The sequence below is a fragment of the Pseudalkalibacillus sp. Hm43 genome, from assembly GCF_051842935.1.
GTDB lineage: Bacteria > Bacillota > Bacilli > Bacillales > Fictibacillaceae > Pseudalkalibacillus.
Genome location: NZ_JBPXRR010000001.1, coordinates 708,340 through 730,351 on the forward strand (window position 1 = coordinate 708,340; position 22,012 = coordinate 730,351).

A 22,012-nucleotide genomic window follows, 5' to 3' on the forward strand; every position below is an offset into this window, starting at 1 on the left:
TTGAACGGTTACATAAAGAAAGCGTTGATCGCACTGCCGATCATCCTGTTCGTCATCATAAACACATATCTATTTATCCTGAATGAGTCGATTTTTGCGAGCGAAAAGCCATATGAAGTGACGAGAATCGAACAACGTGATTTGAAGGAGACGATCCAAGCGACAGGCGTTGTCGTCCCTAAGGAAAAAGAAGAATTCTACTTTGACGAAAGTAGAGGCACGCTCGAGGAAATCCTTGTCCAAGAAGGCGATGATATATCCAGCGGAACGGATATCCTTCAATATAGCGCTTCAAATTATGATCAACAAGTCGTTGCTCTCGAAAATGAAATTGATGTATTGGAAACTGAAAAGGATTATCACGAAGATCGAGAGAGATTGATCGGGAACCAAATTTTGAGGGAATCTGCTAAGGATGAAGAGGAGAGAGATGATTCGGCTTTATTACTACTCGAACAGGAAGAAGCCGATGCGGAATACCAGGCTGATCGTATTGACAGTATGATTTCCAATAAAGAGGATGAAATCAAACAGCTTGAATCTCGTTCTGGTGAGATGACAGTAAAAAGTTCCATCTCTGGAACCGTCCAGAAGGTTTCCTATGAAAGAGGTTCTGCAAAAGAACCTTTAGTGGTTCTCGCCAATGAAGATAACGTTATGGTTCGGACATTCCTTTCCGAGAAAGAAGTTCTTTTGTTACAAGAAGGTGACGACGTACAGTTGAAATCTGCCAAGGACAAAGAGTGGAAAGGGATCATCGCTTCTATTCAACCTGCTGAAGAGAAACAAGAAGGTTCAGAGTTTCAGGTCGATGTTGAGGTCGAACAAGAAGGTGAATCCACTCTTCAGGTTGGAAGTACTGTTGAAATGACAGTCCGACCGATCGCAGTAAAAGATGCCGTAGCTGTTCGCCACGAATCCATTCTCCAAGAAGACGGGAAACAATATGTTTTGGTTGTGAAAAACGGATACATCGATAAAAGACAGGTTTCGTTCGGTTTTGAAAACAAAACCTATCTGGAAGTAACGAAAGGTTTAAAAGCTGAAGAAGTCATCGTCAAAGTTCCAAACCGACTACTTGTAGATGACATGGAGATTGAAGTCGTCGACATTGAAAAAGAGAAGAAGGCCAAAGAAGAGCAGGATCAGACTGAGGAAGAGCAGGATCCTGCAACGGATGAAGATTCCGAGAACAACGGCTAAACAAAAAACGTCTGCTGAGAAGCAGACGTTTTTTTTTGAACTATTTTTACATGACTCTGATCGGCAGTACATAGAGGAGAATCGCAAAGAAATGAGCAGCTGTTCCGGCGAGGACAAAGACATGCCATACCGCATGATGATACGGAAAAGCACGCCACACATAGAAGATCGTTCCGACTGTATAAAGGATTCCTCCGATGATGAATAACAAGCTGCCATCCGTAGGCAATGCCGTCATCAACGGTTTCCATGCAAATACAGCAAGCCAGCCCATTACGATGTAAATGACCGTTGATAGGTAGAGGAACTTTTTCACAAAGAATGCTTTGAAGAAAACGCCTACTAAGGCAATTCCCCATACAATTCCGAACAAAGTCCATCCCAGTGCACCTTTGACGACGATGAACAGAAACGGTGTATACGTACCAGCAATGAAAATGTAGATGGCGGCATGGTCGAATATTTCGAACAGATCCTTGAGCTTTCCTTCTGGAAAACTATGGACCAATGTAGATGCGGTATACAACAAAAGCATGGATGCGCCGTAAATGGAGAAGCTGACGACATGCCAGACAGAGCCATCCATGGCGGACATGACGACAAGTAAGACGAGCGCAACGACACTGAATACCGCACCGATTCCATGTGTGATGGCATTGACGATTTCTTCTTTTCTCGTATAGGTATGGGTATTTGCCATAATTGTCCTCCTATTATTATTCCACTCAGACCATTTCGTTCGTAGCGATCTTTTGATCAGGGAGTGTGAATGCAGTAGCTTCTTGCGATTTTGGATCGAAATACATAATCAATAGGGTGTCATTCTTCTTGATGGTACCATTTTCTAAAAATGCTTCAAGATCGAATGGAAGCTTCTCAATCATCACATGCTTGTGCAAATCTTTTTCATTCAGACCGAGCTCAACGAATTCACTGGATACTTTCTCTGGTGAACTCACGAGGTAACGGAAATAAGTGGTCTGGGTCTGCTTATCCATTGTAAAGTCCCACCAGGGCTTACGTGGTTTATGCTTTTGACGGATGAAATAATCGTACTTCATCAAGCCTTCAATCATTGGAAGTCCTTCCACTTGTTCATGAACAAGGAAATCGTGTAGACGTTTGAAAAGGTCCTCAAGCTGATGACCGATCCGTGACCATCCACGGGTTTCCCAGAAGTCTCCGAACTGTTGGAAGAAATCAAACGCCGATGGGAAGACTTCATCGATCAGATAACTGACCGTTGTATCCATACGGTGGTCATTCCAAAACTTCTCCAGTACATCTTCAACCCGTTTGATCTTGATGATTTCACCGAAAGATAAAACGTTGTTGCCAAGGATCTCGTAGGGAGCTTGATCCATATAGATGTAATCATGCTGCTCTGCTCGTAATCGTAAGCCGGTTCCTCGTAGCATCTTCAAGAAACCGAGCTGCACTTCTTCAATCCGGAACGCAAATACGTCATTAAACGTTCTTCTGAAGGAATCATAATTCTCTTCAGGTAGTCCTGCAATGAGATCCAGATGCTGGACGATTTTCCCTCCGTCTCGTACTGTAGTGACGGTCCTCGTGAGCTTTTCGAAGTTTTGACGTCGTTCCACAAGTTCATTCGTCGCATCATTCGTTGATTGGACACCGATTTCAAATCTGAACAATCCAACAGGGGCGTTCTCATTCAAATAATCGATGACTTCTGGACGCATGATGTCGGCAGTGATTTCAAACTGGAACACGGTCCCCGGTAGGTGCTCTTGAATGAGAAACTCAAACATCTCCAAGGCGTATTCCCTTCTGATGTTGAAGGTACGATCGACGAATTTTATGGTGCGTGCACCGTTTGCCATCAGGAATCGAATTTCCTCTTTCATCATTTCAATGTCGAAATAACGGACGCCGACTTCAATGGATGAGAGACAGAAGGCACATGAATAGGGACATCCTCGACTCGTTTCCACGTAGGTGACTCTTTTCGATAGCTGGCTAAGATCTTCTTCAAATCGGAATGGTGTAGGAACGGTTTTCAGATCGAGCTTCGGTCTTGGAGCCGATCGGTGAGGCTTCCCGTCCTTCATATACGCTAATCCTGCAACGGATTCCGGATCTTCTCCTTTTTCCAATGCTTGAAGCAAATCCTTGAACGTAGCTTCACCTTCTCCGACCACGATATAGTCGACGTGTTCGAGTCTTTCCAACCATTGAGGCACATCGTAGGATACTTCTGGTCCGCCGAGGACGATTTTAATGTCCGGGTTGATCTTTTTCAGCATTTCAATAATCGGTATCGTTTCTTCGATGTTCCAGATATAACAACTGAAACCAATTACATCCGGGTTTCGTGAATAAAGATCACTTACGATGTTCATGACAGGATCTTTGATCGTGTATTCAGCCATTTGCACATCATACTCAGGTGCACAATAGCTTTTCAGATATCTGAGCGCGAGACACGTATGTATGTACTTCGCGTTTAATGTACTTACTACAACATTCATTTACGTCACTCCATGCGTGTTATTAACAACTTATTTTAACACATTTCATTCCCAAACATGAGGTACTTCGATGAAAAGAGGAGATTTTACATAGGAATGGAAGTATATAAAGGGTTGAGGGTGCGGATTGTTTTACAAATGGGAAAAGTTCTTTCATCATTTATTGTAAAAATGAAAGCTGATAAGGAGGAACAATCATGGAACGTTTAACAGAAGAACAAGTGTTGAAGGAGATTGAAAAGCTGGAAGGCTGGTTTCTTCAAGATGAAAAGTGGATCGTTAAGAAATACCGGTTCAAGGAATATCTGGATGGCATTGATTTTGTCAGTCAAATTGCAAAGATTTCTGAAGACATTCAACATCACCCGCTCATTTCAATCGACTATAAGCTTGTTACGGTCAAATTAAGTTCCTGGCAAGCTAAGGGACTGACAGACCTCGACTTCAAGCTGGCTGCCGACTTTGATCGGGTTCACGGATAGGAGCTACATATCATGAAATTTTTAACGGGATTGAAAGCAGATAACGAAACATTCATTGGCATTGCGAAGGAAGGACATCCTGGTGAAGTCATCGATTTGAACGCAGCAGCCACCTACTATGACATGAAGATGCCGACCTTATTCTTGGAGTGTCTCCAATCAGAGCACTTTATAGAAACGGTACAGCAAATCTTAGCACGATTGCATGATGAGGAGAAGGAAGCGGCATACACTTTGAAGCGTGAAGAGATCAAGGTTCAGGCACCGATTCCCCGTCCGACCAAGAACGTTTTTTGTGTCGGGAAAAATTATCTCGATCACGCAATCGAGCTTGGGAGTGCCAGTGACGTTCCAGATGTTCCGATGTTCTTCTCAAAAACGCCGACATCTGTCATTGGAACAAAGGACCCTATTCGGATTCCAACGGATGTTACATCGGATATCGACTATGAGGGTGAACTGGCTGTCGTCATCGGAGTCGGCGGGAAACGGATCAAAGCCGAGGACGCTTATGACCATGTTTTCGGATACACGCTGTTGAACGATGTAACAGCAAGAGATCTTCAAAGTAAACACAAGCAATTTTTAATCGGAAAAAGCATGGACACGAGCTGTCCGATCGGACCTGTTGTCATCCATAAAACTTCCATTCCAGACCCGCATGACCTGGTCATCACTACATTTGTGAACGATGAAGTGCGACAGCAATCTTCTACATCCAAGATGATTTTTTCCATACCGAAGTTGATTGAAGAACTATCGAAAGCGATGACGCTCGAACCGGGTGATATCATCGCCACCGGAACCCCTGCAGGAGTAGGGAAAGGATTCGACCCACCGAAATATCTGAAAGCAGGCGATACCGTAACCATCGAAATTGAACAGATCGGTAAACTGAGTAATCCTGTCCTGAATGATGTTTAAGGACATGCCATCAATGGAATTGTAAAAGTAGCGATACTTACTAATTTTACGCAACAGCAATCAATATAAAATTGGAGGCGTTTTGATGGAAAAAGGGATCTTCATAAACAACGAATGGTCTGATCACGGGTTGGAAAAGACGGAGGTCATCAACCCGGCGACAGGAGAGGTCGTTGGGACGGTGCCACGTGGCGGAAAGAAGGAGACACGTTCGGCAATCGATGCGGCTCACGATGCTTTTCCTGGCTGGTCTGGGCTGAATGCTTACGACCGTGCCGCTTATCTTGAAAAATTGTATGAACTCATGATGAAGCATGAAGATGAACTGGCTGAGCTGATGACTTCAGAAATGGGGAAACCGCTGAAGGAATCAAAAGGTGAAGTCCAGTATGCCGCTTCTTTCGTCAAATGGTATGCAGAAGAAGGGAAGCGGGTGTATGGTCGTACAATCCCACCTTCTAAAGATGGAAAACGGATGCAAGTGATCAAGCAGCCAGTAGGAGTCGTCGGCGCGATTACGCCTTGGAACTTCCCGGCCGCGATGATTACCCGGAAAATGGCACCGGCATTGGCAGCTGGTTGTACATTCATCGTCAAACCACCGAATGAGACGCCACTGACGGCAGTGAGACTTGTCGAGCTGTGTGAAGAAGCAGGTTTTCCGAAGGGTGTCGTCAACCTGGTATCAGGAAAATCATCCGAGATCGGCGAAGAGCTTTTATCCAACCCAAAAGTACGGAAAATTACATTCACAGGATCGACGGAAGTCGGAAAACTACTGATGAAACAAGCTTCCGAGCAAGTGAAGAACTTGTCATTGGAGCTTGGCGGCCATGCGCCAATCGTGGTGCTGGATGACGCAGATGTGGAGCACGCTGCCAAGCAGACGGTTGCATCCAAGTTCCGTAACGGCGGACAAACCTGTATTTGCGGAAACCGTGTATACGTTCAGGAAAAAATATACGATGAGTTCATCCATCACGTCGTGAAAGAGACGGAGAAATTGAAGGTCGGCAACGGCTTTGAAGAAGGGACCGACATCGGTCCGATGATCAATAAGGATGCTTATGAAAAAGTCGGGAAGCACGTTGACAATGCAGTGAAGCAAGGCGCGAAGTGCGTGCACGGCGGAAAAGGGCAAGAAGCGGAGAACGGCACGTATTTCTATGAGCCGACTGTGTTGATTGATGTGGAGCCGAGCATGCTGATCATGAATGAAGAAACCTTTGGACCCGTTGCACCGATCCAAAAGGTGAAGACGGATGAAGAAGCCGTCAAATATGCGAACATGACGCCTTTCGGGTTAGCTGCATATGTATTCAGTGAAAATTACAGCCGAGGAATGAAGGTAGTAGAAGCGCTCGATTACGGTATCGTCGGCTGGAACGATGGATTACCGTCTGCTGCGCAAGCCCCATTTGGCGGAATGAAGCAAAGTGGACTAGGCCGTGAAGGCGGCATCGAAGGAATGGAAGCGTATCTCGAAACGAAGTACATCTCCATCGGGATGAAAGAATAAATCATTTCTATCATTAAGAAAGGATTGACCAGGGCCGTCTCACACGACGGCTTCCGGTCAATCCTTTTTCATTTATGATTGGCAGTGCCAGGTACCGATCGGGAGCCCTTGGTATTGTTGGGTTTGTGATCCGTGCCAGGCACCGATCAGGAACCCTTGCTGGGACTGACTTTCAAATCAGTACCTGGTACCGTTTCTGGTACCGTCTCTTTATTCAGGAGCGGGGAGGCGACGAGTAGTAGGGATAGTGCAAGAGTGACGTACAGTCCGATGGTGATGACATTTCCGGTATTCATTAACACGTATAAGCTGCTCATGACAGCGATAAATCCGACGACTGAATCGAAGTATTCGTTCAATGGCCGGTTGGTGAACATACCTAGTAAGATCACGAAAGAGAGTGTTGGAGCGAGCAACATCACATACATCGGCAACATCTGGTCATTCTGAACAGAGATAACGCCCAGGTTGTTCAGCTCTTGAGCGATATGGGTCGATTGATAAGGCAGCAGATAACCAGTGACTGAAACGGTGGTCAAAAGGAGTGGGATTTTAACCCATGGAAGTGCGAAACTGATGAGCAGACCTACGTGTAACCAGAAGCGAATATTCTTCATGCGGACATCTAACCCCCATTGATGTGTAGTCTACCTTAGAAATATTCACCATTGTCCACAAAAAGAACAGAAAAAGGGTGTCAGAACTTCATATCAAACACGAGTTTTCCAATTATAGCTCTGTTTTCGGTTATTTCCCATAAAAATCGGGTTATTTCCAATAAAAAATGAAATTTATAGACGAGAATTCGCGTTTTTCCATAAAAATCAGAAATGATAGCTCAAACCACACTAAAAAAGCAGGCTGATTTTACTCAGCCTGCTTCTACATTCCTACATATTCAAACTTATGTTGCGCTCAACACTTCTTTAATTCTTTCAATCGCCCAGTCGAGATCCTTCTTATCGATAATCAACGGTGGTGCGAAACGAATCACAGTGTCATGTGTCTCTTTACAGAGCAATCCTTTTTCTTTCAATCGCTCACAGTAAGGACGAGCAGCTTCTGTCATTTCGACTCCGATGAACAACCCGCGTCCGCGAACTTCCTTGATCTTCGGATTATCGATCGACTTCAATTCCTTCTGGAAGTAGTCTCCGAGCTCAAGTGAACGCTCAACGAGCTTCTCTTCTTCCATTACTTCTAGTGATGCGATGGATACGGCACAACCTAATGGGTTACCACCGAACGTTGATCCGTGGGAACCAGGGTTGAACACTCCAAGAACATCCTTATCAGCAGCTACACAAGAAATCGGGAATACTCCGCCTCCAAGTGCTTTACCGAGAATATACATGTCCGGCTCGACATCTTCCCAGTCACAAGCGAACGTTTTACCAGAACGGCCAAGACCAGCCTGAATTTCATCCGCAATCATCAATACGTTTTCAGAAGAACACAACTCGCGCACTTCCTTCAAAAAGCCTTCTGGTGGAATGTTGATTCCAGCTTCACCTTGGATCGGTTCAAACAAGAAAGCAGCTGTGTTTTCTGTGATCGCCTCACGCAACGCTTGGATATCGCCATATGGAACCAACTTGATTCCAGGCAGCATCGGACCGAATCCACGCTTGTACTCAGCTTCAGAAGAGAGTGAAACCGCTGACATTGTACGTCCATGGAAGTTGCCTTCACAAGCGATGATTTCAGCTTGGTTGTCAGCTACGCCTTTCACATCATATGCCCAGCGACGAGCGGATTTGATCGCTGTTTCAACTGCTTCAGCTCCTGTATTCATCGGTAATACCATGTCTTTTTTCGTAAGTTTGGATACTTTTTCGTAAAATGGAGCCAGTTGGTCATTATGGAAAGCGCGTGAAGTCAATGTCACACGATCCGCTTGTTGCTTCAATGCTTCAATAATCTTCGGATGACGGTGCCCCTGGTTGACTGCAGAATATGCACTCAGCATATCCATGTAACGGTTACCTTCAGGGTCTTTTACCCAAACACCTTCTGCCTCAGAAATGACAATCGGCAGTGGATGATAGTTCTTTGCACCATACTGTTCTGTCTTTGAAATGATCTGTTCAGTTCCTTGTTGGTCTCTTACTTGATTTTGATTCATGTGCTCACTCCATTCTTGTCATTATAGTCTCGCCTTTCATTATAAAGGATATCCGGAATGCAAAACACCCCAAAGCCCTATTTAAACTATTTCCCTTTCATTATGCCCTTTGATATGATAAAAAAGAATGTTCATAGAGGAGGAATTCAAATGATTCATGCACATGTGTCTTCATGGGCAGTAGCACTGATTCTATTTTTCGTAAGTTACTTTCTACTTCGTGCAGGAAAAGCGAAAGGACATAAGATTACGAGTATGATTTTAAGATTGTTCTATGTCTTGATCATCATCACTGGTGGTATGATTTTCGTTTCGTACATGTCAGCTGGTTATACCGCAGTTGCAGTCTTCATCAAAGTCCTCGTAGGTATCTGGGTCATCGGCGGAATGGAAATGGTATTGGCAAAAACGAAAAAAGGCGCATCAGCGAAAGGGATGTGGATCATGTTCCTCATCTCGTTGGTCCTTGTCCTATACTTAGGATATGGTGTTTTAGGTTAAACAAAAAAAGCTCTCCGCGATGGAGAGCTTTTTTTTGCGCTTGACACATCAGTCCGAGGTCCATTTTTCAGTCAAGATGGTCATGACGGCCTTTTCAATCGTATCTTCCTTTGGATGGCTTTCATAGTATGTATCGATCTGGGACAGCATTTCATTCGGGTCTGAGATGCCCATGTCACGGGATTCAAGACCCTTGACGAGGGTGAGGACGAAAGCCATACGCTCTTTATAGGAGAGAGCCTCCCATTCTGAACCGGTCTGGTTCAGGATCGTATCGGGATTCATCTCTTTCGCGTTTGTTCCTGTGGACTCATTGATTGCCGCCACTTTCTCTTCATCGACGAAAAAATCGGTCAGCTCCGGGCTGACAGCAAGGGCTGATATACCAAGCAATAATCCTAAGGTAAGAATGCCGAATAATAAGTTCTTCATCTTCTCTCCAGCCTTTGCCATGAAGTGAGGTGTCCCGTATATCAGTATAACATTTTTACCGAAGGAGGGATTTACGCTAGTAAAATGAATTCATAGGACAGTACCACGTTAACATGCTGCTAAAATAAAGATTATTAGTTAAAAAGAACTACTAAAGTACATATATATGTAAAATATAGAGATAAAATAGGAGTTTATACACCCTGTATATACATGTAGAATCAAGGTCGAATTGCCGATAAAAAGAGTAGAGAAATAATTTTAAGAGGTAAGGTATCCGATTAAGACGTTAGGAATGATGCGATTAATGAAAACATACACCACGATGTATCGCAATAAAAAACAAATAATAGAATTCATAGAGAAAAACGAACTTTCAACTCAAAATCACCTTCTCATCCAAGTGTTTACGAAAGAAGGGAAAGTTCGGATGTCTCGGCTTCATTCCCTATTGTCCATGATTCTACCAAGAGCGGTTATCATAGGGGCTACAATTGAAGCCTCATTTAATAGAGAAATCAAACAGAGCGGAACGGTTCTTTCTTTTACCGTATTCGAACGGACACGTATTGAGGGCACAGCTGTCCGCTTACCGAACCATAAAAATGCGTATGATTGCGGTTTGGAGATCGGTAGAAGGCTTGTTGAGAAGGATACGAAAGCCATCATTCTGTTCGGAAGCAGTCATACGTTTGACAGCCGGAGTGTCTTGGACGCTTTGGAAATTCAATGCCCAGACGTATTGATCGCTGGAGGGAACGCTGTCCCACTCGGACCAGAACAACAAGAGTTTCTCCTTTCAGACGAAGGATTAATAGACGTTGGCATGGTTGCGGTCAGTCTATCGGGTGAAGAGTTGTCGGCATCGTTGCATGCATGTACGGAATGGAGCACGGCGGGACGTCCATTCATTGTGACCCAGGTGGATGATCGACGCATTCTCACACTGGATCATAAGCCAGTGACGGAAATCTATGAAAAATATCTAGGGAAAAAGATGCTCGATAACATCGAAAGTGCCGAATCCTCATTTCCTTTGATGGTCAAGCAAGGACACGTGACGAAGCCCGTCATGATCAAAGACTTCCACGAGGATGGCTCTATTACGGTGATTGATCCGATTGAAAAAGGGACGACGGTTTACATCGGTTGTGGTGATGCGAGTATCTTCCTGAATACATTCAACTTCATATCGGATCGGTTGAAAGGTGTGCCTGTAGAAGGATTGTTCATGTATTCCTGTTTGTCCCGTTTACGGTTTTTCAAAAAAGGGATCGAGCATGAAATGAACACGATCAAAAATCTGATTCCGACAACAGGTGCTTTTACCGCGGGAGAGTATTATCAAGAAGAAGGAAAGAATGAAGTCTTATCGTATGCATTGACGTTCCTTGCTTTAGCGGAAAGTGAAGCTTACATTGATGAGGATGATTTCAAAAGGGCGACGAATGCGAGCTCTGAAATCAAAGAGATCCTTGCCCTTTCCCAACTGATTAAAGCATCGACAGAAGATTTGGAAGAACTACATCATAGTTTGAAAGAATCGGAGCAACGGTATAAATCCTTGTTTGAGCATAATCCGGATATCGTTTATTCAGTAGATCGAAAAGGAACCATCACAAGTGTCAATTCCACAACTGAAAAGATCCTCGGATTCACGACTGATGAAGTGATCGGAAAGAGCGCCGTGGAATTCCTGCATGAAGAGGATCTGAATCGTGTACACGAATATTTCCGTCTTGCCATGAACAATCAACCGCAACATTTTACGGCTGTGATCCAGCATAAAAACGGGCAGAATGTCCTGTTTGAAGTCGCCAACATGCCGATTATCGTAAACGATGACGTCGTAGGTATTTATGGGGTTGCGAAGAACCGGACGGACCAAATTCTTGCGGAAGAGAAAATTACGCAGCTTGCATACCATGACAGCTTGACTGGACTACCGAACCGGTTGTTTTTCCATGAGCGATTGAAGCATGCAATCGACGTGGCGACGCATACGAAGGGACTCGTGGCGGTCATGGTCGTCGATTTGGATGAATTCAAGTTGATCAACGACAGCTTAGGGCATCAAGCGGGGGACCGCATACTGAAACATGTTGCTAAAAATATGAATGGCATGATCTCAGACGATCAGTTCCTGGCGCGGTTTGCAGCTGATGAATTTCTAGTGCTCGTCCCGCATGCAGACGATTTGGAGAGCATTACGGCGCTCGCCCACAACTTACTGTCCGTCATCAAAAAGCCTGTGTTTTTAAAAGGGAAGGAATATGTACTTTCAGGGAGTATCGGAATCAGTCTCTATCCGAATGATGCAGTTGACGACGAGAAATTGTTGAAGCATGCCAATCTGGCCATGCACCGGGCGAAGTTGATCGGCAGGAACAGTGTCCAATTGTTCACCGACGATATGAACGACCAGATCAATGAGCGGCTGGAATTGGAGAATCATTTACGTAAAGCAGCCCAGTTGGATGAACTTGAAGTGTATTACCAACCGCAGATTTGTATGAAAACCGGCGAGGTGTTTGCATTCGAAGCGCTCATCCGTTGGAAGCATACGAAACGCGGGATGATTCCGCCGAACATCTTCATTCCGATAGCCGAGGAAACAGGGTTGATTAACGAGATCGGGTACTGGGTTTTGGAGGAAGCTTGCTCTCAAACGCGTAAGTGGCATGACAGTGGAATGGAAGACATATCGATTTGTGTTAATGTGTCCGGCAAGCAGTTCCAACGCGTCGATTTCATTGATGAAGTGAAGACGTGTCTCCAGAATACAGGTCTTCAACCGTCCAACCTTCATATCGAGTTGACGGAGAGCATCATGCTCGAGGACGTTGATCATAGCTTGTGGATCATCAACCAACTAAGGGCATTAGGAGTCAAGATTTCCGTGGACGATTTTGGGACAGGGTATTCTTCTTTAAGTTATTTACGGGACTTTCCGATCGATATTTTGAAAATCGATCAGTCTTTCATCCGTAACCTCGAAGAATACAACTCCGATGCCGCGATTGTCCGGGCCATCATTACGATGTGTGAAGGCTTGAATGTGACGGTGTTGGCTGAGGGTGTTGAAACGAAGGAACAATTGACGACGTTGAAAAAGTTCGGCTGCAACCAGATTCAAGGGTACTATATCAGTAGGCCTGTTGAAGCTGAAGCGATCAAGAGTCTGAACCGAAAATACAGCATTGTATAAGGAGAAGGGTGACGGAATGTTCCGTCACCCTTTTTTTCAATATAGATCTGTTCTTCGGTCTTCGTAAACTGGGATGCGGGTGCGGATTTCATCCAGGTGATCGATGGCGATATCCGCAAATAACGTCATTTCTTCTTCTTCCGCTTCGGCAACGATCTCGCCCCACGGATCGATGATGATCGAGTGCCCGCCGAATTCATTGTTCGGATCCTTGCCGATTCGATTACACGCAACGACATAACACTGGTTCTCGATTGCACGGGTGATCAACAGATTGCGCCAATGCTCAGTGCGGGGTTTCGGCCACTCTGCCGGAACGAACAGGACTTTCGCTCCTTCCAGGGCATGTTTCCGGATCCATTCTGGAAACCGGATGTCATAACAGATGAAGCCTGCAACCGGAATATCGTCAATAGTAAAATGTCCATCTTCATTCCCGGATGTTAAATATTTCTCTTCATTCATAAGACGGAACAGATGGACTTTGCTGTATTCCTTTACAACCTCTCCTTCACGATCGAAGACGAGCATCGTGTTGTACACTTTGTCGCCTTTTCGGACTGCGACTGAACCCGCAATAATATTCACGTGATATGTGGAAGCAAGTGAAGAGATGAATTCAATGGTCCTTTCACCGTCCGGGTCACCAATCTGATCCAGCATCTCCAAGTCATATCCTGTGGTCCATAATTCCGGCAGGACGATGACATCGGCTTCGTTGTTGCATGCTTCTCGGATTTGATCCGTTACATGCTCGAAATTGATTTGAGGATTTCCAAATTCAATGTTCATTTGAATGACAGCTGCTTTCATGAGTAAGCCCCCTTAAAAGTCCTATGATATTACTTGATGTTCTACTTTTTACTCATTACACTTTAACATAAATGATTCGAATTTTCGTGAAATTTCATTTGGAGGTGTAAGGATTGAAGCGGTTTCAATATTCCGATACATTATTACGTTTACCCGAACAGTTCTTTGCAAAACTTGTTGATAAGATTCAACCTTATTACGAAGCAGGATATGACATGATCAACTTGGGGCAGGGGAATCCAGATCAACCCGCACCGGACCATGTCGTAGAGGCACTACAAAAGGCAAGCGAGAATCCCCTCTATCATAAATATGCACCTTTCCGAGGTTATCCTTTTTTGAAACAAGCGATCGTGGATTATTACAAACGAGAGTATGACGTCGATCTCGACCCGGAAAAAGAAGTAGCCGTGTTATTCGGGGCGAAGACAGGCCTTGTAGAGGTCAGCCAATGCCTCTTGAATCCTGGTGATTTTGCGCTCGTTCCAGACCCGGGGTACCCAGACTATGAATCTGGCATTGCACTTGCCGGGGCGGAGTCTTATAAAATGCCATTGAATAGAGAGAACGCGTATCGACCGGTTTATAGCGACATACCAGAAGATGTTCTCCGAAAAGCTAAGCTCATGTTCCTCAACTATCCGAATAACCCGACGGCCGGAATCGCGACACCAGAATTTTTTACCGAGACAATCGATTTCGCGAATGAACATAACGTCTGTGTGGTCCATGATTTTGCCTACGGAACGATAGGTTTTGATGGGAAAAAGCCGCACAGCTTCCTTCAAACGAAAGGAGCGAAAGAAGTCGGTATCGAAGTATACACGCTTTCGAAAACGTTCAACATGGCGGGTTGGCGCATCGGTTTCGCACTCGGGAACGCCGAGGTGATTGAGGCGATCAATCTTTTGCAGGATCACTATTATTGCAGTATTTATGGAGGGATTCAGGAAGCTGCGGCAGCCGCGTTGAACGGACCGCAGCAATGTGTAACGGATCTCGTAGCCTTGTATGAGGATCGGCGGGACGCCTTCATTTCGAAGTTGAACGAACACGGCTGGGAGGTCGAATCCCCAAAAGGGTCCTTTTTCGCATGGATCCCCGTACCAGATGGCTATACGTCGGAATCGTTCACAGAAATGTTGTTGGAAGAAGCACATGTCATCGTCGCACCAGGAAACGGTTTCGGTGAAAATGGAGAGGGTTATGTAAGAGTCGGATTGTTATGTGACAAAGAGCGTTTAATTGAAGGGGCAGAACGGATGGTAGCGCAAATCGACCTTTCTTAAAAGACGCATATGGTGGGCACATTTCCATCTTCTACGCATAAAGTGACAATAGAGATGGAGGGTGAGGGAACCATGTGTGGAATTACGGGCTGGATTGATTTTAAAAACGACCTGACCAATGAAACCGCAACGATCAAGAAGATGGCTTCTACGCTTGGAAAAAGAGGACCTGACGCCACGACGCATTGGACTGCTCCCCATGCCGCCTTCGGACACGCGCGACTGATCGTCGTCGATCCGGCAGGCGGAGGACAGCCGATGCACAAGACCTTCAATGATGTTCGTTATTCGATGGTTTACAATGGGGAATTGTACAATACAGAAGATATCCGTAAGGTTCTGCTTTCGAAAGGTCACACGTTCGAGTCACATAGTGACACCGAGGTGTTACTGACGAGTTACATCGAGTGGGGCGAAGCATGTGTCGACCATCTGAACGGCATCTATGCTTTCGCAATTTGGGATGACCGGGAGAACAAGCTGTTCATGGCGCGGGATCGTCTTGGTGTGAAGCCGCTCTTTTATAAATTGGAGAGTGGGGCATTGCTGTTCGGTTCGGAGCTGAAGTCGATCCTCGCCCATCCTTCTGTAAAAGCGGAAGTGGATCGTGAAGGATTGCAGGAAATCTTCGGTTTGGGTCCTTCCCGTACCCCTGGACACGGCGTCTATCGTGGTATGAACGAATTACGCGCAGCTCACGCCATGCGTTTTGATGTGAACGGCGTGAAAGTCTGGCGCTATTGGGACGTGGAAAGTAAAGAACATAATGAGTCGCTCAATGACACGGTCGAACATGTGCGGTGGTTGTTGAAGGATGCAGTAGAGAGGCAATTGGTTGCTGATGTACCGGTCTGTACGTTTCTTTCTGGTGGGGTAGATTCTTCGGCAATCAGTGCGTTCGCTTCCCGCTATTTCCATCAAGAAGGCCGCGGAGCACTCCATACGTACTCGATCGATTATGAGGAAAATGATAAATATTTCAAGAAGAGCACATTCCAGCCGAACTCGGATGGCCCTTGGATCAAGATCATGCGCGACTACTTGAAAACGGTCCACCATACGTCTGTCATCGACAATGAAAAACTGTTGCATTACTTGAAAGCAGCTGTTCATATGCGCGATTTGCCAGGGATGGCAGACGTAGATTCATCGCTCCTCTGGTTTTGTGAAGAGATCAAGCAGCAATTCACGGTCGGATTGTCCGGGGAATGTGCAGACGAAATCTTCGGAGGGTATCCATGGTTTTACCGTCCGGAATTGTTGGAGCGAGAAGCGTTCCCTTGGATGCACTCCGTCGACGAACGGCAGTCGATTTTACGACCGGAATTGGGTGCGAAGCTTCGCTTGAAGGAATATGTCGCAAGTCGTTATCAAGCGACCGTTGATGAGACGCCCCGTTTGGATGGTGAGAAACCGGCAGAAGCGCGTCGTCGAGAGATGTTTTACCTGAATATGCATTGGTTCATGGCGACGTTGTTGGATCGGAAGGACCGGATGAGTATGGGGGCCAGTCTTGAAGTTCGTGTCCCGTTCGCTGACCACCGGATCGTCGATTATGCGTGGAACATCCCATGGGAGATGAAGTTCCTAGAAGGTCGCGAGAAGGGAATTTTACGGAAAGCATTGGAAGGTGTGCTACCAGATGAAATTTTATATCGGAAAAAGAGTCCTTATCCGAAGACGCATCACCCTGAATACACCCGGTTGGTGAAAGAGTGGTTATCATCGATTCTAGAGCGCGATTCGGCACCACTTCTTGAGCTGGTCGACCGTAGTAAGGTGGAAGAGATCATTCGTACGGATGGAGAGGCATTCAAAACTCCATGGTTCGGCCAGTTGATGACTGGCCCACAGCTCATCGCACACCTCGCTCAAATCAACACCTGGCTCGAAGATTACAATGTGAATATCGTAGATTAAGTTAAAGAAGTCGACCTGTTGGAAAGGTCGACTTCTTTTTTTTTTGTACAAAACTAGTCCCATTTATTTACATGTGAGACGAAGGGAGGTGTTAGTTGGTGGTTTAAGTTTTTTTCATTGGGACTATGGGTGAAATTAACGTATTTTGACAGCAGATTATCTGAAATTACGACAATAATTTAGAATTCGTCGGACTAATGATACAGCGAACGTTGACAGGATTCTACTATTCACCAACTAATACAAAAGTAGTAAATAGTACAATCCTTTGGTACTACGGATTATTCTTTCGTATTACATCACTTTCTTCATGAGGAAAGTCCCAAGCAAAATTTATCGACCAAACATTACCATTTCTTTATTTTTAGAAAATTCTGTTATTAGTATTAAATTCTTGTAGAAATTCCATTATGATGGTTTCAACATCAAGGGAGTCGTACATATCAAATTCGACACGGAAGGAGGAAAGTTTTTACGTTTTCATCGTGAAACAAAACTTTTAGGAGGGGAAATATGGAACAGTATCGGAGATTTTGGACGAATCAGCGTGTATTCGCAATCGTAACAGCGATGATTTTACTCATTTCAACATTTCTAGCTCCAACTGCTAATGCCAGAACAGCAACGGATCATGTGCCGAGTCAATCTGTGAACACTTCCTTCAAACAAGAAGCCCTATCCCAAAAAGTAAGCGAAAAGCTGGAGACTCAATTCAAAGATCAAGAACAAGTCACCTTCTTCATCAAATTCAACGAACAAGTCGATACGAAAAAAGTTGCGAAAAACGCAGTTGATAAGGCTGAAAAGCAGAAGTTGACTCCATATAAAAAAGAGTTGGCACAACGTTCAGCTGTTGTATCTGCACTTCGTTCAACAGCAATCGGAACACAAGGAAACGTGAAACAGTTCCTCGACAAACAAAAAACGAACAAAGCGGTGAAAGATTATCAATCTTTCTTCATCGTAAATGCGATGGCCGTTACTGCCAATAAAGAAGTGATGGAACAACTCGCTGCATTTCCAGAGGTAGCGAAAGTTTTACCTAATGAAGTTCGTCAGCTTCAACCGATGCCTGAAACGAAGAAAGCATCCACACAAGGTAAAGTCCAAAACGAGACGAACGCAGTTGAATGGAACGTGGAGCGCATTGGCGCACCAGCCGTCTGGAACATGGGAATCGATGGTACCGGTACAGTCGTAGCGAACATCGATACAGGTGTCCAGTGGGATCATCCTGGATTGATGGAGCAGTATCGCGGATATGACCCGGCAAATCCTGGATCTCCAAGCCATGCGATGAACTGGTTCGACGCTACGGCTAATGAAGATACACCTTATGACGATCAAGGACATGGAACTCATACGATGGGTACGATGGTCGGTGCTGAGCCGGATGGATCCAATCAAGTCGGTGTCGCACCAGGTGCGAAGTGGATCGCAGTCAAAGCATTCACTGCAGCAGGTGGAACCGATGTCGATCTACTTGAAGCGGGTGAGTGGATCATCGCACCTACGGATGCTGAAGGGAATCCTCATCCTGAGATGGCTCCTGACGTTGTCAACAACTCTTGGGGCGGCGGATCAGGATTAGATGAATGGTACCGTCCGATGGTACAAAACTGGCGTGCAGCCGATATTTTCCCAGAGTTCTCTGCGGGTAATACGACGATTTTCAACCCGGGTGGACCTGGATCGATTGCCACACCAGCTAACTACCCTGAATCGTTTGCAACAGGTGCAACGGATATCAATGATAACCTGGCAAGCTTTTCATTGGAAGGACCATCTCCATATGATGAAATCAAGCCGGATGTGAGTGCACCTGGTGTCAACATCCGTTCGACTGTACCAGGAAGTGCTTATGAAGGCGGATGGAACGGTACATCGATGGCGGGTCCACACGTATCCGCGGTAGTCGCGTTACTACGTCAAGTGGATTCCTCTCTGACCGTCGATGAGATGGAAGAGATTTTACTGAGCACGGCTGAGCCGATGACGAATGGAGAGTATCCAGAGTCACCGAATAATGGCTACGGATATGGCTTAGTCAATGCTTTTGATGCCGTTTCTTCTGTCATGAATGGTCTTGGAGTGGTGAAAGGTCAAGTGACGAAAGAAGGAGAAGATGCGGAAGCACCGACGTTCGAGCATAGTGCTCCTTCTGAAACATATGCTGGACTTGATCTTCCACTATCCTTGACAGCGACGGACAACGTAAGTGTGACGAGTGTCATGCTCGAATACGAAGATGCAGATGGGAACTGGCAATCTGCAGAGGCAGTTCGTACAGAGGGCGATTACTTATCAGGAACGTACGAGGCAGTCATTCCTGGAGAAGCAATTGCGGAACCTCAATTAAGCTATCGTTGGGTCGTGAACGATTTTGGTAATAATTCGGTCACATCTGATGAGTATGAAGTGGCTGTATTACCAGGAATCACTACTGGATATTCCACGGACTTCGAATCCCAGCCAACCGGTTGGATGTCGTGGGGAGACAATAACACTTGGGAATGGGGAGCTCCTACATCTGGACCAGGTGAAGCGGCTTCAGGTGAAAACGTATATGCAACGAACCTGGATGGCGATTATGACAACAATGCCAATATGACACTTATGATGCCACCAATCGATCTTGGTGAAGGACCAGCCTACTTACAGTTCAACAACTGGTACAACTTAGAAAGAAACTATGATTACGGACATCTAGTCATTTCTACAGACCAGGAGAACTGGGAGCAACTCGTTGAGTTTAATAATGTCAGCGATGGTTGGGTTGAAGAAGAAATCGACTTATCCGAGTATGTGAACCAACGAATCTACATTGGTTTCAATGTCGATTCAGATGGTAGTGTCCTAAGAGAAGGTTGGTACATTGACGATGTCCGATTGAGTGATACACAGCTTAATCCGTCATCGAAAGCTACACTCTTCAATTCAAAGCAAGGCAAGAACATCCATCCGACGAAAGATGATGCAACTAAGAAGAAGGATGATAAGGTAGCGAAGAAAGAAAAGGTAGAACCCGCTGAATTGATGCCGACCAAACGGATCGATATCGTGAAAAAGAAAGATAAAGGCGATACTGCACCTTCTGCACTTCCACTTGCAGCAGAAGTGAGCATTTTGGAAAGTGGCCGATCCACATCTTCTAGTCCTGTAGATGGAAGCTATTCGATCACACATGCTGCTGGGGATTACACAGTCGTTGCAGAGGCGTATGGATTCCATCCAGAGCAGCAATCCGTATCTATTCCGGATGACGGCGAAGCAGAAGCTGATTTTACATTAGAAGAGATGGCTCAAGGTACTGTATCTGGTACTGTAACGAATGAGCAGACTGGAGAGCCGATTGAAGGCGCGACTGTCTTGTTGGTCGAGGATGCTGCAGTTGCCCCAGTTGAAACAGATGCAGATGGAAACTACACGTTGACTGCCTATGAAGGCGAGTATACGTTGAAGATCATGGCATCTGGTTACTACGGTGAAGAATTTTCGGTTACAGTCGAAGGTGATGAAGTAACCGATCAGGATGCTCAACTGAAGCCATTCATCGGATATCCTGGAGAAATCGGATATGATGATGGAACTGCTGAAAATGCACGCGCATTTTACGATGCAGGAAACGGTTGGGGTGTCAGAATGTCTCTTCCAGAAGGAAAAGAACAAGCACTTGTCACAGGTGGAATGTTCCGATTCTGGACAACGGACTGGCCGAACCCAGGCGGAACTGAGTTCCAAGTTGAAATCTGGGATGCCGCAGAAGATGGGTCTCCTGGTGAAAAACTTGCCGGACCGATCGATGCGACAGCACTACGAACGGGTGAATGGACGCAAGTAGACTTGTCAGATCAAGGTGTTACCGTAACAGGAGACTTTTATATGGTTTATTTGCAAACTCAACCGAACCCATATGCACCAGGTCTTGCGACAGATGAAGACGGAGATTATGCAGAAAGAAGCTGGCAATATGTCGGTGGGGCATGGTCTCAATCTCCTGAGTCTGAAGGGAACTATATGATCAGAGCCGTTGTCGATTATGAAGTGACAGCTCCGGTCATCACCTCACCTGCAGACGGAACGCATACGAACAATGAAAGTGTAACCGTCCAAGGTCAATCTGCTCCTGGTGTCGACATTCATATCGAAAACAATGGCGATGAAGTCGCGGTTGTCCCTACGAATGAAGATGGCACATTCTCAGCTGACATTACGCTGATGGATGGGGAGAATGTCCTTACGGCTACAGCGGCAAATGATCGCGGAATGACGGATCCTTCCGCACCGGTTACGGTGATCCTCGATCAAGCAAAACCGGAATTGACAATTGAAAGCCCAGAAGATGACATGAAAACGAATCGTATGGCTGTACGCGTGACAGGTACAGTAAATGATGAACACCTTCAATGGGTAAAAGTGAACGGAGAGCGTGCAGAAGTGAGTGAAGATGGCACTTACGCTCACCGAATCCTGCTCGATGAAGGCGAGAATCTAATCAAGGTAGTTGCAAAAGACCACGCAGGTAACCGTATCAAACGCACGGTCACGGTTCACGCGAAGTTTGGACCGATCGAGGTTTCGAATGTGATGCCAGATACGGACAAAAACCTCGAGTCAGGACAATCTGTGATGATATCCTTCAACAGTGAGCCTGGACTGGAAGCGCGTTTCCGAGTGCATATGCCATTGACGAATATGGGCATGGGTATGGTACAGAATGCGACGGAACTTCCGATGATGGAAATGTCACCGGGTTACTACGTTGGTTATTACACAGCCACTTCCAACGTGGTCGCTGATGGAGCGGTCGTTGAAGTCGTCGCAAGAGATGACTATGGAAACGAAACAGAAGAGATCGCGGCAGGAAAGCTTTACATCAATACAGAGGAATAAATGGAAAATGGAGAGCGACTGCTTCGGCAGTCGCTTTCTTATTGATGAAGTTTGGTTAGGGTGGTGAGTGCGAATATGGGTTTTGGGATTATAAATCGGGGATTTGGATTATAAATCTCAAATATGGATTATAAATTCGGAATATGGATTATAAATTCGAAAATTGGATTATAAAATTCGAATTTGGATTATAATCTCTGAATCTGGC

The 22,012-nt window shown here is 45.5% G+C and carries 15 protein-coding genes; 9 read left to right on the forward strand and 6 right to left on the reverse strand.

The genetic code is table 11. The annotated features are described in order from the left end of the window. Positions 1–1,203 (forward strand): efflux RND transporter periplasmic adaptor subunit, encoded by a 1,203-nt coding sequence (locus ACSVDE_RS03825; protein WP_439299642.1) that lies wholly within the window; start codon positions 1–3, stop codon positions 1,201–1,203. A gap of 46 nt (positions 1,204–1,249) precedes the next feature. Here ACSVDE_RS03825 and trhA read toward each other — a convergent pair whose 3' ends face one another. Then, positions 1,250–1,903: a PAQR family membrane homeostasis protein TrhA gene (gene trhA, locus ACSVDE_RS03830; protein WP_439299643.1), complete on the reverse strand. Its 654-nt coding sequence runs from the start codon at positions 1,901–1,903 to the stop codon at positions 1,250–1,252. A 25-nt stretch (positions 1,904–1,928) separates the two neighbouring features. Next, the gene (locus ACSVDE_RS03835; RefSeq protein WP_439299644.1) at positions 1,929–3,698 is read right to left on the reverse strand and encodes a B12-binding domain-containing radical SAM protein; all 1,770 of its coding nucleotides are present in this window, start codon (positions 3,696–3,698) and stop codon (positions 1,929–1,931) included. 197 nt (positions 3,699–3,895) lie between these two features. On the opposite strand from ACSVDE_RS03835, the gene ACSVDE_RS03840 reads away from it, so the two are divergent. The 3 genes from ACSVDE_RS03840 to ACSVDE_RS03850 all read left to right on the forward strand — a co-directional run bounded on the left by ACSVDE_RS03840 (position 3,896) and on the right by ACSVDE_RS03850 (position 6,623). Beyond that, positions 3,896–4,180 carry a 4a-hydroxytetrahydrobiopterin dehydratase gene (locus tag ACSVDE_RS03840; RefSeq protein WP_439299645.1) on the forward strand — a complete coding sequence of 95 codons (285 nt, stop codon included), beginning with the start codon at positions 3,896–3,898 and terminating at the stop codon, positions 4,178–4,180. Positions 4,181–4,192: 12 nt separating this feature from the next. Further along, complete coding sequence (locus ACSVDE_RS03845) at positions 4,193–5,104, forward strand: fumarylacetoacetate hydrolase family protein (protein ID WP_439299647.1); 912 nt, start codon at positions 4,193–4,195, stop codon at positions 5,102–5,104. An 85-nt stretch (positions 5,105–5,189) separates the two neighbouring features. Then, complete coding sequence (locus ACSVDE_RS03850) at positions 5,190–6,623, forward strand: NAD-dependent succinate-semialdehyde dehydrogenase (RefSeq protein WP_439299648.1); 1,434 nt, start codon at positions 5,190–5,192, stop codon at positions 6,621–6,623. A gap of 146 nt (positions 6,624–6,769) precedes the next feature. On the opposite strand, the gene ACSVDE_RS03855 is transcribed toward ACSVDE_RS03850, so the two are convergent. Continuing rightward, positions 6,770–7,240: a hypothetical protein gene (locus ACSVDE_RS03855; protein ID WP_439299649.1), complete on the reverse strand. Its 471-nt coding sequence runs from the start codon at positions 7,238–7,240 to the stop codon at positions 6,770–6,772. 287 nt (positions 7,241–7,527) lie between these two features. Continuing rightward, positions 7,528–8,748 carry an ornithine--oxo-acid transaminase gene (locus tag ACSVDE_RS03860; RefSeq protein WP_439299650.1) on the reverse strand — a complete coding sequence of 407 codons (1,221 nt, stop codon included), beginning with the start codon at positions 8,746–8,748 and terminating at the stop codon, positions 7,528–7,530. A gap of 150 nt (positions 8,749–8,898) precedes the next feature. On the opposite strand from ACSVDE_RS03860, the gene ACSVDE_RS03865 reads away from it, so the two are divergent. Then, positions 8,899–9,249 carry a YisL family protein gene (locus ACSVDE_RS03865; protein ID WP_439299651.1) on the forward strand — a complete coding sequence of 117 codons (351 nt, stop codon included), beginning with the start codon at positions 8,899–8,901 and terminating at the stop codon, positions 9,247–9,249. 48 nt (positions 9,250–9,297) lie between these two features. Here the strand turns inward: ACSVDE_RS03865 and ACSVDE_RS03870 are convergent, their stop codons facing one another. After that, on the reverse strand, positions 9,298–9,702 hold the full coding sequence (locus ACSVDE_RS03870) for a hypothetical protein (RefSeq protein WP_439299652.1): 405 nt from the start codon (positions 9,700–9,702) through the stop codon (positions 9,298–9,300). 286 nt (positions 9,703–9,988) lie between these two features. On the opposite strand from ACSVDE_RS03870, the gene ACSVDE_RS03875 reads away from it, so the two are divergent. Further along, positions 9,989–12,889 (forward strand): EAL domain-containing protein, encoded by a 2,901-nt coding sequence (locus ACSVDE_RS03875; protein WP_439299653.1) that lies wholly within the window; start codon positions 9,989–9,991, stop codon positions 12,887–12,889. A gap of 36 nt (positions 12,890–12,925) precedes the next feature. Here the strand turns inward: ACSVDE_RS03875 and ACSVDE_RS03880 are convergent, their stop codons facing one another. Then, positions 12,926–13,702, reverse strand: a complete 777-nt coding sequence (locus ACSVDE_RS03880) for a carbon-nitrogen family hydrolase (protein WP_439299655.1) — start codon at positions 13,700–13,702, stop codon at positions 12,926–12,928. A 113-nt stretch (positions 13,703–13,815) separates the two neighbouring features. Here ACSVDE_RS03880 and ACSVDE_RS03885 point away from each other — a divergent pair, with 113 nt between their 5' ends. From ACSVDE_RS03885 to ACSVDE_RS03895, 3 genes are all read left to right on the forward strand, one after another. Further along, positions 13,816–14,991 (forward strand): pyridoxal phosphate-dependent aminotransferase, encoded by a 1,176-nt coding sequence (locus ACSVDE_RS03885; RefSeq protein WP_439299657.1) that lies wholly within the window; start codon positions 13,816–13,818, stop codon positions 14,989–14,991. Between the two features lie 72 nt (positions 14,992–15,063). Continuing rightward, positions 15,064–16,911, forward strand: coding sequence for an asparagine synthase (glutamine-hydrolyzing) (asnB, locus tag ACSVDE_RS03890; protein WP_439299658.1), 1,848 nt, complete (start codon positions 15,064–15,066; stop codon positions 16,909–16,911). Positions 16,912–17,424: 513 nt separating this feature from the next. Beyond that, positions 17,425–21,804, forward strand: a complete 4,380-nt coding sequence (locus ACSVDE_RS03895; protein ID WP_439299659.1) for a S8 family serine peptidase — start codon at positions 17,425–17,427, stop codon at positions 21,802–21,804. The last annotated feature ends 208 nt before the right edge of the window (positions 21,805–22,012 follow it).

Bases quoted from the DNA above. Each gene is read 5' to 3' on its own strand.
- ACSVDE_RS03875 (WP_439299653.1), top strand. From the start codon at position 9,989: ATGAAAACATACACCACGATGTATCGCAATAAAAAACAAATAATAGAA.
- ACSVDE_RS03855 (WP_439299649.1), bottom strand. From the start codon at position 7,240: ATGAAGAATATTCGCTTCTGGTTACACGTAGGTCTGCTCATCAGTTTC.
- trhA (WP_439299643.1), bottom strand. From the start codon at position 1,903: ATGGCAAATACCCATACCTATACGAGAAAAGAAGAAATCGTCAATGCC.
- ACSVDE_RS03845 (WP_439299647.1), top strand. From the start codon at position 4,193: ATGAAATTTTTAACGGGATTGAAAGCAGATAACGAAACATTCATTGGC.
- ACSVDE_RS03895 (WP_439299659.1), top strand. From the start codon at position 17,425: ATGGAACAGTATCGGAGATTTTGGACGAATCAGCGTGTATTCGCAATC.
- ACSVDE_RS03880 (WP_439299655.1), bottom strand. From the start codon at position 13,702: ATGAAAGCAGCTGTCATTCAAATGAACATTGAATTTGGAAATCCTCAA.
- ACSVDE_RS03870 (WP_439299652.1), bottom strand. From the start codon at position 9,702: ATGGCAAAGGCTGGAGAGAAGATGAAGAACTTATTATTCGGCATTCTT.
- ACSVDE_RS03850 (WP_439299648.1), top strand. From the start codon at position 5,190: ATGGAAAAAGGGATCTTCATAAACAACGAATGGTCTGATCACGGGTTG.
- asnB (WP_439299658.1), top strand. From the start codon at position 15,064: ATGTGTGGAATTACGGGCTGGATTGATTTTAAAAACGACCTGACCAAT.
- ACSVDE_RS03835 (WP_439299644.1), bottom strand. From the start codon at position 3,698: ATGAATGTTGTAGTAAGTACATTAAACGCGAAGTACATACATACGTGT.
- ACSVDE_RS03860 (WP_439299650.1), bottom strand. From the start codon at position 8,748: ATGAATCAAAATCAAGTAAGAGACCAACAAGGAACTGAACAGATCATT.
- ACSVDE_RS03865 (WP_439299651.1), top strand. From the start codon at position 8,899: ATGATTCATGCACATGTGTCTTCATGGGCAGTAGCACTGATTCTATTT.
- ACSVDE_RS03840 (WP_439299645.1), top strand. From the start codon at position 3,896: ATGGAACGTTTAACAGAAGAACAAGTGTTGAAGGAGATTGAAAAGCTG.